Origin of the sequence: Cellulomonas sp. WB94 (assembly GCF_003115775.1) — a bacterium.
In the GTDB taxonomy this organism is placed as follows: domain Bacteria; phylum Actinomycetota; class Actinomycetes; order Actinomycetales; family Cellulomonadaceae; genus Cellulomonas_A.
Genome location: NZ_QEES01000002.1, coordinates 2614442 through 2628954, shown reverse-complemented (window position 1 = coordinate 2628954; position 14513 = coordinate 2614442). Strand labels below are relative to the sequence as shown.

General features: G+C 74.4%; 8 protein-coding genes. All 8 read right to left on the bottom strand.

Features of this window, described 5'->3' with window-relative positions; genetic code table 11:
* Positions 1-19: 19 nt before the first annotated feature.
* The 8 genes from DDP54_RS13225 to DDP54_RS13195 all read right to left on the bottom strand — a co-directional run bounded on the left by DDP54_RS13225 (position 20) and on the right by DDP54_RS13195 (position 14475).
* Positions 20-2416 (bottom strand): transglutaminase domain-containing protein, encoded by a 2397-nt coding sequence (locus DDP54_RS13225; RefSeq protein ID WP_109132127.1) that lies wholly within the window; start codon positions 2414-2416, stop codon positions 20-22.
* Positions 2416-3564, bottom strand: a complete 1149-nt coding sequence (locus DDP54_RS13220; protein WP_109132126.1) for a DUF58 domain-containing protein — start codon at positions 3562-3564, stop codon at positions 2416-2418. The genes DDP54_RS13225 and DDP54_RS13220 overlap by 1 nt, the downstream gene beginning before the upstream one ends.
* Positions 3565-3566: 2 nt before the next feature.
* A complete protein-coding gene (locus DDP54_RS13215) occupies positions 3567-4523 on the bottom strand; it encodes a MoxR family ATPase (protein WP_109132125.1) in 957 nt (318 codons plus the stop codon).
* 101 nt (positions 4524-4624) lie between these two features.
* On the bottom strand, positions 4625-6823 hold the full coding sequence (locus DDP54_RS18685; protein WP_242448401.1) for a fibronectin type III domain-containing protein: 2199 nt from the start codon (positions 6821-6823) through the stop codon (positions 4625-4627).
* The gene (locus DDP54_RS18680; protein ID WP_242448400.1) at positions 6763-10776 is read right to left on the bottom strand and encodes an Ig-like domain-containing protein; all 4014 of its coding nucleotides are present in this window, start codon (positions 10774-10776) and stop codon (positions 6763-6765) included. Before DDP54_RS18680 ends, DDP54_RS18685 begins: the two co-directional genes overlap by 61 nt.
* A complete protein-coding gene (locus DDP54_RS13205) occupies positions 10773-12440 on the bottom strand; it encodes a serine/threonine-protein kinase (RefSeq protein ID WP_109132124.1) in 1668 nt (555 codons plus the stop codon). The genes DDP54_RS18680 and DDP54_RS13205 overlap by 4 nt, the downstream gene beginning before the upstream one ends.
* Entirely contained in the window at positions 12437-13678 is a 1242-nt protein-coding gene (locus DDP54_RS13200; protein WP_109132123.1) for an FHA domain-containing protein, read from the bottom strand. The genes DDP54_RS13205 and DDP54_RS13200 overlap by 4 nt, the downstream gene beginning before the upstream one ends.
* Positions 13675-14475 carry a protein phosphatase 2C domain-containing protein gene (locus DDP54_RS13195; protein ID WP_242448399.1) on the bottom strand — a complete coding sequence of 267 codons (801 nt, stop codon included), beginning with the start codon at positions 14473-14475 and terminating at the stop codon, positions 13675-13677. Before DDP54_RS13195 ends, DDP54_RS13200 begins: the two co-directional genes overlap by 4 nt.
* Between the last annotated feature and the right edge of the window lie 38 nt (positions 14476-14513).

The following is a 14513-nucleotide window of genomic DNA, read 5'->3' as shown; positions in this document are numbered from 1 at the left end:
GGGGCGGGGACGGGGTGCGTCATGGGGTCGGTCCCTCCTGGTGGTCGCGCTGGTGGACGAGCTGCGGGCTGGAGCTCGGGGTCGGTCTCGGGCTCGGTCTCGGGGGCGGCACCCGGGATGGCCGGTCTGGTCGACGCGCGTCGAGCCGCCTCTCCCGCCGCCGGTGGCGCAGCGAGGCCAGCGAGACCCGGCTGCGGAACCGCCGGACCCACGGGACCGTTCCGCGCATCGCGGCGGCTGTGACCTCGACACGCCGCCAGTAGGCCGCGGCCTGCGCGTCGGACGGCAGCCCCGGCCCGAACACCGTGGCGTCGGCCTCGGCGGCGAGCGTCAGGACGGCCGACGCGGCGCGCGACCCCGACGCGGCGGCTCCGGTGAACGAGTCAGCGAGCGCACGGGCGCTCTCGCCGCGCGTCGCGAGGGGCGGTGCGGGGGTGCGCAGGTCGAGGGCCACGTCGAGCAGCTCGTCCCAGCCGCCTGCGACGCGTGCGACGACGTCGCTGTCGCGGCGCCTGCGACGGCGCCGCCGCGCCTTGAGCGCGACGACGAGGATCAGTGGCCCGGCGACGACGGCGAGCGGCACCGAGGCAGCTGCGGCGACCACGGCGACCTGCCGCCACGCGGACTCGGTGACCGCCGGCTTCTTCGAGTCCTGGGCCTGCGGCTGCTCGGTGTCGTCGTTCGGCGCCGCGACCGGCTCGGGAGGCGCGGGGGGCGGCTGGACGACCTGCGGCTGAGGGTCGGCCGCCGTGGTCGACGAGTCCTGCTGGGGAGTCTGGGTGCGCGGCGGGGTCGGGTCGAAGGGGACCCAGCCGTACCCGGTGAACGCGATCTCGACCCACGCCTCGACGTCCCCCGCGGTCACCGTGACGACGTCGCCCGTGCGCTGGTCGTCGGTCGGGACGAAGCCGAGCACGACACGTGCCGGCAGGCCCATCTGGCGCGCCATGAGAGCCATCGCCGACGCGTACTGCTCACCGTCACCGACCATGAGGTCCGACCCGAGCAGCGCAGCGACCCGGTCGGCTCCGTGCCCCGAGACCGAGGGGTAGTCCCCGGACTCGACGAGCCCGTGGCTGAAGTACCCGGTCTCGGCGAGGGCCTTCTGCAGGCTCCGCGCGACCTGCACCGGCGTCCCGGCGTCCCGGGCGACGTCGGCGGCCTTCGCGTCGACGGCGTCCGGCACCCCGGTCAGGGCCGGCAGGATCACGGGAGCTGCACCCGCCGCACCGATCGTCGCGTCGTCGGGCACGATCGGGACGACGACGTCCAGGGTGTACGCCAGCCCCGACGTGAGCCCGCGCGTCAGGACCCCGCCGCCCGTCGCGTCGTTGAAGCGCAGGTCGCCGGCGACGGCATCGTCCGCGAACGTCACGGCGGTCGCCTGCCCGACGGTCGGCAGCCACACACCCGTGAGAGCGCCGACCTCGATCTCGATCCGTGACGTCGCGCCACGGACGTCCGTCGGGATCGTGGCACCGACGCGCCGGAACTCGCCCGACCCCTCAGCCGAGCCGTCACCCGCGACGTTCCACACCACGCCGTCGAACTGGTCCAGCGTGGCGAGCCGCACCCGCGCACCCGCGGGCAGGCCCGTGACCGTCAGCAGCGTCGCGTCGTCCTCCTTGACGTACTTGCGGAACGCCGACAGCGGGCTCGGGTAGTCGCGCGGGTCGAACGGCGGCACGAGCACGTCGCGCACCACGTAGCGCTCTGTCGCACCCGTCACCACCGGTGCACCCAGCGCGCCGCCCGCGACCGCCAGACCCGCGAGCGCGACCAGGGCGACGACCCGGCGCGGACGCAGCATCCGGGCCCGCCAGGCCGCCCAGGTCAGCAGCACCAGGGTCAGCGAGAGGCCCGCGACCACCGGCACGACGGTCTGGCGCGTGCCCAGGACGATCGCGCCGACGAGCCCGGCGACCGGCATGAGTGCCGCGAGCGCCGCGCGCGCCGGGGTGCGGACGCGCAGCGTCGTGGCCGTCGCCGCAGCCGCTCCGACGAGGGCGAGCAGGAACGGCGCGGCGAGCAGCGTGCCGGTGGTGCCGAGCGGAGGCTGGAGCGTCAGGATCTGCTTCCACGAGGTCGCGGCCCCGGTCGCGAGCGCGCCGAGAGTGCCCGCCGTCGGGACGAACCCGGCCTCCGTCGTCCCGGGAGCCACGAGAAGCCCCCCGGCGACGAAGTACGCGACGACGACGACCGCCACGACGCTCAGTGCGGACCAACGGCGCCACGCACCCAGCGCAGCCGCGCCCGTCCCCAGCACGAGGCCACCGACGACCGCAGGGGCGAGCGCCCGCAGCCCGAACGCCGGCCCGAGCGGGGCGAGGGCGAACCCGAGCGCACCGACGAGCACGACGAGGTCCACGCCGGCTCGGGCGCCCGTCCGCGGAGCGCCCTCGGTGCCGCGTGCCATCAGCCGACGACCCTGCGCAGCACGCGCGGCAGGTCGTCGAGCGCGCCGAGGGTCCCGATGCTCAGCGAGCCCTGCGTGCGGACGCTGATCTCGGCTCCCGGCGAGCACGCGAGCACGAGGGTCCGGGTCCCCACCGGGACGTGCCGGGCCGCGGCTCGCAGGTCGGCGGGTGTCGGCACCGACCCGGTGACGAGCACGGCGACCGACGCCGAGGGCGCCTCGCGAGCGATCCGTCGGCCCAGCCCCGAGACCCCTGTCCCCCCGACCTCGACCGACACCGCGGAGCAGTCGTCGAGCAGCCGCGGCGGCGACGACACCCGCAGGCGGCCGGGACCGGCCAGCACCACGAGGTCACGCTGCTCGCGGAGGGTCTGCACCCCGATCGACGCGATGGTCGAGACACCCAGCTCGACCTCGTCGTCGTCGTCGAAGTCGCGAGGGTCGGTCGACAGGGCGAGGACGGTCTGCGTGCGGCGCGTGTCCTCGAACTGCTTGACCATGAGCACGCCACGGCGCGCCGTCGTGCGCCAGTGGATGTAGCGACGGTCGTCGCCCGCCACGTAGTCACGCAGGGCATGGAACGAGAGGTCGCTGTCCGACAGGTCACGCGTCGCCTGACCTTCGAGGTCGCGCAGCACCCCGGCGCTCGACCCCGTCAGCGCGACGAGCGCAGGGTGCACGAACAGCTCGACCGGGTCGGTCCAGCGCAGCGTGCGGCGCGCGATGCCGAGCGGGTCGCCGCGCACCGACCGCACCGGTCCGACGACGACGACCGCGCGGTGCGACGTCGGGATCGCGAACAGGTCGTCGTGCTCGGCCCCGCCCGCGAGCGACGGCAGCGCGAGGTCGGCCCCGCCCGCGCCCACGGGCAGCTCGATGCGCGCCGGCAGCGACCGTCGACGCGACGCGTTGCGCACCGTCAGGCGACCCACGGCGCGCTCCCCCACCCGCACCCGCCGATCAGCCAGGTCGAGCTCGACCTCGTACCGCTCGCGACCGACGGTCATGAGCAGCGCGAGCACGAGCACCACCGTGAGCGCCGCCCCCGCCGCGGCAAGCTCGAGCCAGCCGAGGGCGCGACCGAGCACGACACCGACCACGGCGCCGGCGAGCGCGCCCCAGCCGATCGGGGACAGGCGGGGAGCCACCGTCAGGCCACCCGCTGCGCCGGCGGACGGACGGCAGCGGCGATCCGCTCGACGACGTGCACAGCCGTGACACCCGCGAACTCGGCCTCGGTGTCGAGCACCAACCGGTGCGCGAGCACGGGGACAGCAAGGCCCTTCACGTCGTCCGGCAGCACGAAGGCCCGGCCCTGCGAGGCTGCCCAGACCTTGGCGCACCGCACGAGCGCGAGGCCGCCGCGCATGCTCGCACCGAGCGCCGTCTGGGAGTCCTCGCGGGTCGCCTCGGTCAGCCGCGCGACGTAGTCGAGCACCGACGGGTCGATGTGCACGGACGTGGCCAGGTCCGCCATCTCGCCGACGGCCTTCGTCGTGATCTTCGGCAGGAGGCCGGTGGTGCGGTCCTTGGCGCCGGCGAGGATCTCGACCGTCGACGCACGGTCGGGGTAGCCGAGCGACGTCTTCATCAGGAACCGGTCGAGCTGGGCCTCGGGCAGCCGGTACGTGCCCGCCTGCTCGATCGGGTTCTGCGTCGCGATGACCATGAACGGCCGGCCGACCGGGTGCGTCACCCCGTCGACGGTGATCTGCCCCTCCTCCATGACCTCGAGAAGCGCCGACTGCGTCTTCGGCGAGGCGCGGTTGATCTCGTCGGCCAGCAGCACCGACGTGAACACCGGGCCGCGGTGGAAGTCGAACTTGCCCGTGCCCTGGTCGTAGATCGTCACGCCTGTCACGTCGCTCGGCAGGAGGTCCGGCGTGAACTGGATGCGCTGGTGCGAGCCCTGCACGGTCGCCGCGATCGCCTTCGCGAGCGACGTCTTGCCGGTGCCCGGCGCGTCCTCCAGGAGGAGGTGCCCCTCGGCGAGCATCGCCGTGACGGCCAGGCGGACGGTGTGCTCGGTGCCCAGGACCGCGCGGCACACGTTGGCCACGAGCGCGTCGAAGGTCTCGGCGAACCACGTCGTCTGGTCAGGGTTCATCGGGGTGCTCTCTCCTGGGGATGCCGGTCGCGCTCGATGCGCGGTCGGGACGAGGTCGTGCCGGGTCGCGGCTGGTCGGGTCCCGCCGGGCAGGTCGAGGGTCATGGCGCGGGCACCAGCATCGTGGCGGTCGCAGTCGGCCCTGTGCCGACGGCATCGGACGCCCGGACCTCGACGGTCACCTGGGCACCCCCCACGGGGACCGAGGCGAGAGCGATCCATGCCGACGTGCCTGAGCACGTCGCGACGGACCCGCCAGGCGAGGGGCACGTGGTCCAACCTGTCCAGCCGCTCGGGTCCTGGAACCGGACCTCGTAGCTCACGGCCAGGCCACCGTTCTCGCTCGGGGACAGCTCGTCCCACGTGGCGGTCACACGGTTCGACCCCGCCGGTGAGGTCAGCACCAAGCCTGTGACGAGTCCGGGTTCACGGGCACGCGAGAAGCTCCGGCTCGTCTGCGCGACCGGGCCCCGCGCGTCGCCGTTCGACGTGACCACCTCGATGCGCACCTCGGTCGTTCCAGACCCGACCGCGGCGAACCAGCTGCCGTTGAGGTCGGTCTTCGCCGATGTGTCGGACGTCGACGTCCAGTCCGTGAGGTAGCCCTGACCCGCGACGTAGAACCGGTACCGGTACTGCTTGACCGGTCCCCCACCCCAGTCGGCGGGCGCTGCCCACGACGCGGCGATGGAGGTCGGCCGGTTCTGGCCGTCGAGCGCGGGGTCGGCGAGCGTGACGCCGGTCGCGGCCCCCGGCGCGGTCGTCGCGGTGGCCCATGCCGACGGGCTCCACGCGCCGCTGCAGCCCGCCACGTTGCACGCCTGGACACTGAACGCGTACGTCGTGCCGCCGGTCAGGCCCGTGATCGTCGTCGTCGTCGGGTCGCTGGGGACGTCGACCTGCGCGCCCCCCACGGTCTGCACGAGGTAGTGGGTCACGGGCGACCCGCCGTCGCTGGCGGGCGCCACCCAGTCGACCCGGACGGCACCCTGACCGGGGTCGGCGGTCGCCGTCGGTACGGCGACGGCGCCGGGCACGCCGAACGTCGAGCTGACAACCGTCCCGGCTGCGCCTGTCCCCGCCTTGTTCGTCGCCCGGACCGCGAACGTGTAGGCGACACCGTTCGCTGCCCCTCGGAACGCGTAGGACGTCGCAGCAGGGTCGGTCAGCACAGCCGTGCCGGAGCCCGGTCCGCCCGAGATCACGAGCCCGTACGTGAGGCCGTCGTCGCCGTTGCCGGACGGCACCGTCCACGCGACGGTGATCTGGCCGCCGAGCGGATCCTCCACGCGCTGCGCGCTGACCACCGGAGCGCCGGGGACGCCCGCGGGGCGCATCGCCGTGGACGACGCGCTCCACGGGCCCGCCGTCGTCAACCTGTTGTACGCGCGCACCCGCACGGTGTACGCGGTGCCGTTGTCGAGCGCGCCGAACGTCGCGGTGGTGCCGGAGGTCGAGTTGGTCGCGGGGCCGGTGCGGGGCGCCGGCGTGATCTCGACGTCGTAGCGCTGAACGGCCGAGCCGGCACTGGTCGGGGTCGACCACGCGGCGGTGATCGCCTGGTCGCCGAACGTCAACGACGGCGCGTCGGGTGCGTCGGGGACCGCGTCGGGCCGGGCGGGCGCGGACGCGGGGCTCGGGTCGGACCAGTCGACGGCGTTCTGCGCGGCCACCGTGAACGTGTACTCGGTGTCGTTGGTGAGGTTGTCGATGGTGCAGGTCGTGCTCACGCACGCGCGCACGAGCTGGCCGGCGGCCGAGATCGCCGTCACCCGGTACCCGGTGATGGGCTCGCCGCGGTTGTCGGGCGCATCCCATGCGAGCACCACGGTGGCGTCGCGCGACTCGACGACCCGCGGGGCCTTGGGGGCGTCGGGCCGCCCGCGCACGACGACGGTGACCCGCCCCTCGACCTCGCGCGCGGGGTCCCCGGTCGAGTCCGCCACGCGGAAACGCGTCACCATCTGCCCGACGAACGCGGCGTCGGGGCGCACCGTCACGGTGCTCGACGTCGACGTCGCGACCCCCGAGCCCGGTGTCTCGACGGTCGCGCCGACGACGGTCAGTGCGGAGTCCGGGAACGGGTTGAACGCACCGGCGAGCACGTCGACGACCACGTCGCGACCCTGCACGCCGTCGAGCACCGTGCGGTCGACGACACGCGCCGTGGGGCGCGTGCTCGCGATGACGTGCAGGTCGACCTCGGCATCCATCGAGCCGGCGAGGCCGTAGCCGAGCGTCAGCTTGAGGGGTCCGACGGTGCCCTTGGCGGTCGTGCGTGCGGCGCTGACGACGAGCACGCTGCCCGTGAGCGTCGCCGTGAACCCCGCCGGGACCGCGGACGTGAGCCGGTAGCTGTAGTACTCCGTGCTCGCGGTGGCGCCCTGGGGCCCCGTGGTGAAGGCGTGCAGGTCGACGCTGACGGCGGCCTCGCCCGGCGCGAGGTCGACGATCGCGGGGCCGAACGTCGGGGGTGGTCGTCGACCGCGTAGACCGTGATCGACAGGGTGAGCAGCGACGTGCGTCCCGTGGTGTCGCCGCTCCCGGTGCGGTCCGTGACCGGCACGGTGATCGACGCCGGGCCGGCATACCCGGGCGCGGACGTGTAGACGAGGGTTGACGCGTCCCGCACGAGGGCGGAGTTGTCGGACTTCGTCGCCGTCACGGCGGTCGGGTCGGCGACGGTCGCGGTGCGACCGGGCGCGACCTGGACCTGCTCGTCGAGCCTGATCACCAGCAGCTGGCCCGACGCGACGCGCAGCTCGGGCGCCTTCGGGCGGTTGGTCGGCGGGAAGAAGCCGAGCGCGGGAACGCTGATGAACGCGTAGGTGCTCACGCCGCCCGCGCGCGGATCGGTGTTCGTGAGCAGGTACGGCACCGTCTGGGCGTGGTCGACCAGCGTCACGACGACGCGACCCGCCGCCGTCACGGTCGCCACGTCGGCTGCGAACGACGGCACGGACACCGCGAGATCGCTGAGCGGGCCGCTCGGGTTCTGTGCGACGGCGAGCACGTCGACCTCGATGCTCTGCCGTCCCAGCGTGTCGATCGGCGGCACGACGACGTCCTTCGCGACCGGCGGCAGCACCTCGGCGTCGTCCGCCACGCTCACCGTGAGGATCCCGGTGTCCCGTCCCCCGCGCGCGTTCGTCACGGTGTAGGCGATCTGCAGGACACCGGGAGCCTCGGGCGCCTGCACGATGATCCGGCGGCCCTCGACGTGGGCGTCGGTGCCGGCCGCCATCTCCAGCTCGGCCGCCAGCGAGAGCGCGCCACCGCTCGAGTCCACGTCGTTCGCGAGCACGCGGACCTCGACCAGCTGGCCGGGCCTGACCGTCACGTCGTCGTTGCGGGCGACGACCTGCGCGACGGCCGTCGGCCGTGGGCTGATCCCGACCCGGACCGTGGCGACCGCCCGCTGACCGACCCAGTCCTCGACGGCGTACGTGAAGGTGTCGGTACCCGTCTCACCGGGCAGCGCCTGGTACTCGAGGTAGTCGGCGCCCACGTCGACGATGCGACCCCGCGTCGGCGCGGCGGCCGCGCCGAGCAGCGTGATGCCGTCCCCGTCGTCGTCGATGCCGACGACGGGGACCGGGATCCGGATGGTGTCGCCCTCGAACGCGCGCGCGGTCAGGTCGTGCGGGCGCGGCGGGGCCTTGGTCGCCGCGTCCGAGGCGTGCACGCGCACGGTCACGGTCGCCGCTGTGCCGTTCCCGATCGAGTCCTTGACGATGAACGTCGCGTGCGCCGTGAGCGTCGTCGACGGCGCCTGGTACCGCAGGACGTCGCCGGACACGAACAGCAGGCCCTGGCCCGGGCCGAGCGGCTCGGCGAGCGTCGGGACGAGCGTGAGGTGGTCGCCGTCGGGGTCGTACGCGGTGTCGAGCACGGGGATCGTGACGACCCCGCCCGTGCGGACGCTCACCTCGACGTTCGCCACGACCGGCGCCTGCTGCGAGGCCGACGGCGGAACCGGGTAGACGGCGATCTCGCCGACCGTCTCCGCCGCGCCGTTCGAGACGACGTACCGCACGGTGACCGGGCTGGTCAGCGTGCGGGCCGACGTGATCTGGACGAGCTGGTGGCCGAGCACCGCGAGCCGGAGCCCCCCATCGGGCGGAGCCTCGACCGACTGCAGCACGAGGACGCCACCCGCGAGGTCGACGTCGTTGGCCAGCGGGTCGATCGTGACCTCGCCGCCGGCCGGCAGGTAGGCGCGGTCGCGGACCGCCACGGGGGCCTGGACCTCCGCGGGCCACTCGCGGACGTCGATCCGCGCGAGCCCGCTCGCCTGCTGAGGGGGCGCCGCGACTGTGAACGGCACGTAGTAGGTCCCCGGACGGCTCGCGCTGAACGTGAACGTGCCCGTCGTGAGGTCGGGGGTGATCGTCGTGCCCGCGACCTCGTCGACCCCCGCGAGCCGGACCGGCTCGTCCGACGAGCTGCGCACCGCCAGGAGCGGCTGCACCAGCACCGACAGGCCGACGTACGTGACGGCGTGCACCGGGTCGATGCGAGGTGCGAGCGAGCCGGCGGCGCGCACGTCGACCTCGATCTCCCCCTGGGCGGTCTCGGTGCCGTCCGAGACGACGAGATGCACTGTCGTCCGGCCCAGGGCACCATCGTCCGCGAGGTACGTCACCGTGCCGTCCTGCCGGAACCGGACGGTCCCCGTCTCTGCGCTCGCCCCCACGAGGACGAGGTCGTCGCCGTCCGGATCGACGAAGTCGGCCAGCGCGCTGTACTCGGCCTGGCCGCCGAGCTCGACCTTGAGCGCACCGGTCCGCACCTGCGTGGGTGCACCGTTCGAGGCCGGGTCGTGGATCGTGAGCTGCACGCGCGCCGTCGACGGCGCGCTGGTGCCTCGTCCGTCGGAGATCGTGTAGACGAAGCTCACGGTGCCCGTGGCGCCGTCCGCCACGGTGAGCTGGAGCGCGCGCCCCCCGTAGATCGACTCGAGCCGGCCGAACTGGGCAGGCACCTGGTCGAACTCGGAGATCGCGAGGATGCCGCAGTCCGAGGACGAGTCGTTGTCGATGACCGGCAGGATCGTCGTGCGTCCGCGGCGGACCCCGAACTCGTCGTCGCTCGCGGTCGGGCTGGCCGCCTGGCTGCTGCACTCCGTGACGAGGTCCTGGGTGGTCGTCGACCCGCTCGCGTCGTTCGGCTGGTCGGTGGGCTGCGGGTCAGGGACGAAGTCCGACCAGTTCGGCTTGCGGAGCGCCGAGTCCTGCTGCGGCATCCACATCCGGCCGCGCAGCGTGTCGTTGAGGACGACGACGTGCCGGTTCACCCGGAACGTCAGCGCGTCGGCCGTCGTCATCCCCTCGAGGTCGAGCACCTGGGGTGCCGCGCCGTCGCACACGCGCAGGTAGCTGCCCGTCCCGGTGGCCCAGGCCGCATGGATGCAGCCGTCGAGCGCGACGGGGGCGGCGGGCTTCCCCGAGCCCGTCGTCCGGTGCTCGACGACCGGACCGCCGTCGAGCGGGACCTCGAGCAGCGCGGTGGTGCTCGCGACGAGGACGCGGTCGGCGCGCGGGCCTGGCTGCTGCAGGACGAGACCCGCCCCGTCGAGCTCGACGCTCCCGTGCAGCGTCCGCAGCGTGCTGCCCTCGAGACCCACGGGTTCGTCACCGACGGTCGTGAGCTGGTCGACGCCCGCACCGAGCGTGCCGAGCTGCTCGAGGACGGGCCGGCCGTCCACGAGGTCGACCCTCGTCGTGCCGCCGCTGTCGCCCGCGACGCCGAGGACAACGCCGTCCCGGCTGACGGCGACGGTGCCGCCGTCGCCCAGGGCGAGCTCCGGCACGTCCGACCCGGCCCGCAGCGCACCGAGGTCGCGGACCGCGCGGACCCAGGCCGACCCGTCGGGGCCGAGAACCGCGACGGTACCCGCCGCCATCTGCGTCACGGCGCCCGTCGGCACGGTCGCCCGCGTCGTCAGCGTCACGCTCGCCGGGTCGACGACCGAGACCGTGCCCGGCTCGACGAGCAGCACGTCACCCGCGTCCTGGAGCACGTCGAACGTCGTCCCCGCGGCGACGAGGCCGGCGTTGAGCTCCTCGACCTGCGCGTTGAAACGACCCAGCTGGAGCGAGCTCGTGGCCGTGAGCCACACACCGCCGTCGTTGAGGTCGACGCGCGCGAGCGGGAAGCCCGGGTTCAGGAGCGCGAGCACGGCGACGACGGCCGGCACCGTGACCACGGCGGCTGCGGACGCCGAGCGGCGGCGGAACGTGGAGAGGTTCACCCGACGCAGACCTCCGCCGGCCGCGCCGACGCGCTGCGGTCGGCACGCACGATCGACACCTCGATGCACACCTGCCCCCCGGCGCCGGGGGGCACCGTCACGGTCGGCTCGGCGAGGAGCGCGAGGGCCGGCTCACCGGTCGCCGACCGGACACCCCAGAGGTACTGGTCGCCGGTCGCAGGCTCGGGGTTGACCCAGGTGAAGCTGACCGAGCCGTCGCCCATCCGCACGCCCGTGAGCCCTGTCGGCGACGGCACGACGGCGACGACACCGCCGACGCCCTGTGCGCCGAACCCCGAGGTCGCCTCAGCGGTCGGCAGTCCGTTCGGCGCGCCGCGCAGGTTCACCACGAGGGCGACGACCGTCACCGTCACCACGAGCGCCGCTGCGACGATCGCGACCACCCGGCGGCCGCGGGACCCGCTCGACGGCGCTCCCCCCGGCTGGGCGTGCGCTCCTCCCGCCGCGACGTGGCGCACGACCGGCGCGGCCCGGTGCGCAGCCTGCGGTGCCGGCGCCTCGCCCGGCCCGGGGTCGACGGTGACGATCGGGCGCAGCCGCGGGCCCTCGTCGCGCGTGAGGTCGTCGCGCGTGAGGTCGTCGCGCATGAGGTCGTCGCGCATGAGGTCGGTGCGTCGGGGCAGGGCGAGGGGGTCGCGCGGGTCGATGCTGACGACCGGGCGCAGCCGCGTCGCGTCGTCGTCCACCGCCGTGCCCGAGCCGGTGCCGGGGCCCGTGCCGGACGCAGCCGACCCGAACGCGCGCCAGCCGCGAGACGCCCCGGTCTGGGCGTCGTCGTTCAGGTCGAGCGGCGTCACCGGGAGCCCCAGCTCGGCCTCGACCTGCTGGAGCGCACGCGCGAGACCGGCCGCGCTCGGGTACCGGCGCTCCGGCGCCTTCTCCATCGCGCACGCGAGCGCGGCCTGGAGCGAGGGCGGCACGTCGCCCCGCCCGGTCACGGGGAGCGGCTCGCGCTCGATCCGCCCGACGAGGTCGGCGGCGCCGTTGCGCGCGCCCGGCACCTCGAACGGCGTGCGCCCCGCGAGCAACGAGTAGACGGTGGCGGCCAGGGAGTACACGTCGGAGCGCACGTCACCGGTCGGGTGCGGGGCGAGCAGCTCGGGCGGCGACCACGGGATCGACATCCCGACCGCAGCACCCTCCCCCGAGCCGGGGGACGACGCGATCCCGAAGTCCGTGAGGGCCGGCCAGCCGAAGTCGGTCGTCAGGACGTTCGCGGGCTTGATGTCCCGGTGCAGGACCCCAGCGCGGTGGGCGGTCTCGACCGCCGAGCCCAGGCGGACCCCGATGCGCAGCGCCTCCTCGACCGAGATCCGCTCGCGGCGGTACCGCTCCGCGAGACCGGCCCCCGAGCAGTACTCCATGACGATGTACGGGCGGCCGTCGTCGGCGATCTCGGCCTGGTGGATCGTGACGATCGACGGGTGGTGCGAGAGCCGCGCCATGACGTTGGCCTCGGTCTGGAACCGGGTCCGCGCGTCGCCGTGCAACGAGCCGGCGAGGAGCACCTTGACCGCGACGGCGCGGCGCGGCATGTCCTGCTCGTACAGGAAGACGTCAGCGAACCCGCCGAGCCCGAGCACCCGGATGAACCGGTGCCCGGCGATCCGGGGTGGCGCCGATGCCTCACGTCGTGCTGTCACGCACCCCGCTCCACCGTGAACGTCACACCGTCACCGAGGTCGACGACCTCGCCGTGCTCGATGACCGTCGCCTCGCCCGGCGCCAGCTGCCTCGCGGGGTCACCCGGTCGCGTCACGAGAGTCCCGTTGGTCGAGTGCAGGTCGGTGACGAGCACGTCGTCGCCGTCCGCGCGCACCTCGGCGTGCGTCCGCGAGATGTCCTGCTGCGGGCTCGGCAGCGTGACGAGGCGCGGGAGGTCGCGGTTCGTCACGCGCGAGACCTGGGGGGCGCGACCGAGCAGCACCGAGCGGTCGACAGAGACGACCTGACCGGTCGACAGGACGAGCTTCGCCGGGGGTGCCAGCTGCGGCGCAGCGACGCGGAACGGACCAGGGACCTCGTCGCCCGCCCACGACGGCAGCTGGTGGCGGATCGTCTGGAGGTCGCTCGAGAGGATGGTCATGCCGTCGTGGTCGTCCGGGACCACGGTGTCCTCGACCTGGCCGAGCGAGCCGGAGTCGAGCGCCGCCTCGGCCTCGGCCACGACCTGCGCGACGACCTCGGTGCTGCTCGGAAGGTTCCACGCGGCGTCGAGCTCGCGGCGCAGCGACTCGGACTCGTCGCCCGCGGGGACGTGGTCGATCAGGTCGCGCGCGCCGGGCACCGGGTCGTGGGTCGGGAGGCTGTCGGCGCCGGGGCCGGCGAGCGCGTCGCCGGGCGTCCCGTCAGGCGTCCCGTCGGGCGTCTCGACGCGCACGTCGACCGGCGCGTCCTCGACCGTGTCATCGACGGAAGCGGGCTCCGCGACCGCCGCATCGCGTGCAGCGAGCGGCACCCGCACGACGGACGCACGCACGACGCCGCTGACCACGGGCAGCGCGAGCCCGGGCGTCCACGGCGTGCCGACCACGCGGATCGTCACCTCGTCGGCCCCCTCGGCGACGCGCTCGGACCACGTCGTGACCTCACCGGCGCTCAGCACCCGCGCGCCGTCGGTGCCACGGACCTCGATCTCGACACCGCCGCGAAGCGCGGCGTGCACGCGCCCGCCCGAGAGATCCACGAGCGCGAAGGGTTGCAGCCGCGCGATCCCTCCCGCGAGCAGAGCCTCGAGCTGATCGGCGAGACCGCCCTGCGCGGGAACGGCCGCCCAGACGGCGCGCACCACGTCGGACGGCGTGGACGGCGCGAGGAGTGCGACGACGCCTCCGGCGACCACCGCGTGCCAGTCCCCCGGCATGTACTCGGGCACGATCACAGCTCGACCTCCGTCGTCGTCGCTCGCGGCACCGTCGCGCCGTCGAGCATCTCGTCCCAGGTTCCCGTGGCGGCGCCGGGACCGGACTGCCCCGCCGGGCGCGGCACGGTCGTGTACGCGTCGGACGCACCGGCGCTCGTCGTGGCGACGTCGACGACCACGGTGCTCACGTTGTCCCGTCCGCCAGCCTCGATCGCACGCTGCACGAGGAGCTGCGCGGCTTCCTGCGGGTCGCTGCACTGCCCCAGCACCTCGGCGATGACCTCGTCGGGAACCTCGCGCGTCAGACCGTCGGAGCACACCAGGATGCGGTCGTGCGGTCCGGCCGGGATGAGCCAGTAGTCCGGCTCGAGCGCGGAGCCGGTCGCGATCGCGCGCGTGAGGACGTGGCGCTCGGGGTGGGTGCCGGCCAGCTCGGGCGCGAGCTCGCCGTGGTCGACGAGCTCCTGGACCACCGAGTGGTCGACGCTGATCTGCGTGAGCGTGCCCGACGCCCAGCGGTACACGCGGGAGTCGCCGACGTTGAACACGAGCCAGTAGGACCCGTCGGCCTCCTCGGCGACCGCGACACCCGCGATCGTGGTGCCACCGGCCCGGCCCTCGAACGCCTCATGGACCCGCGCGGCGGTCCGCTCGAAGCACGCGTGCACGTCGTGCGCGGAGGCGGAGGTCCGGCCTGCGAGCTGCGCGAACTCCTCGACGGCGAGCCGGCTCGCGACATCGCCCGCGTCGTGGCCACCCATGCCGTCGGCCACGAGGAACACCGGCGGGTACGCCAGCAGGGCGTCCTCGTTCACGGCGCGAACACGACCTCGGTCCGTTGCCGATCCCCACG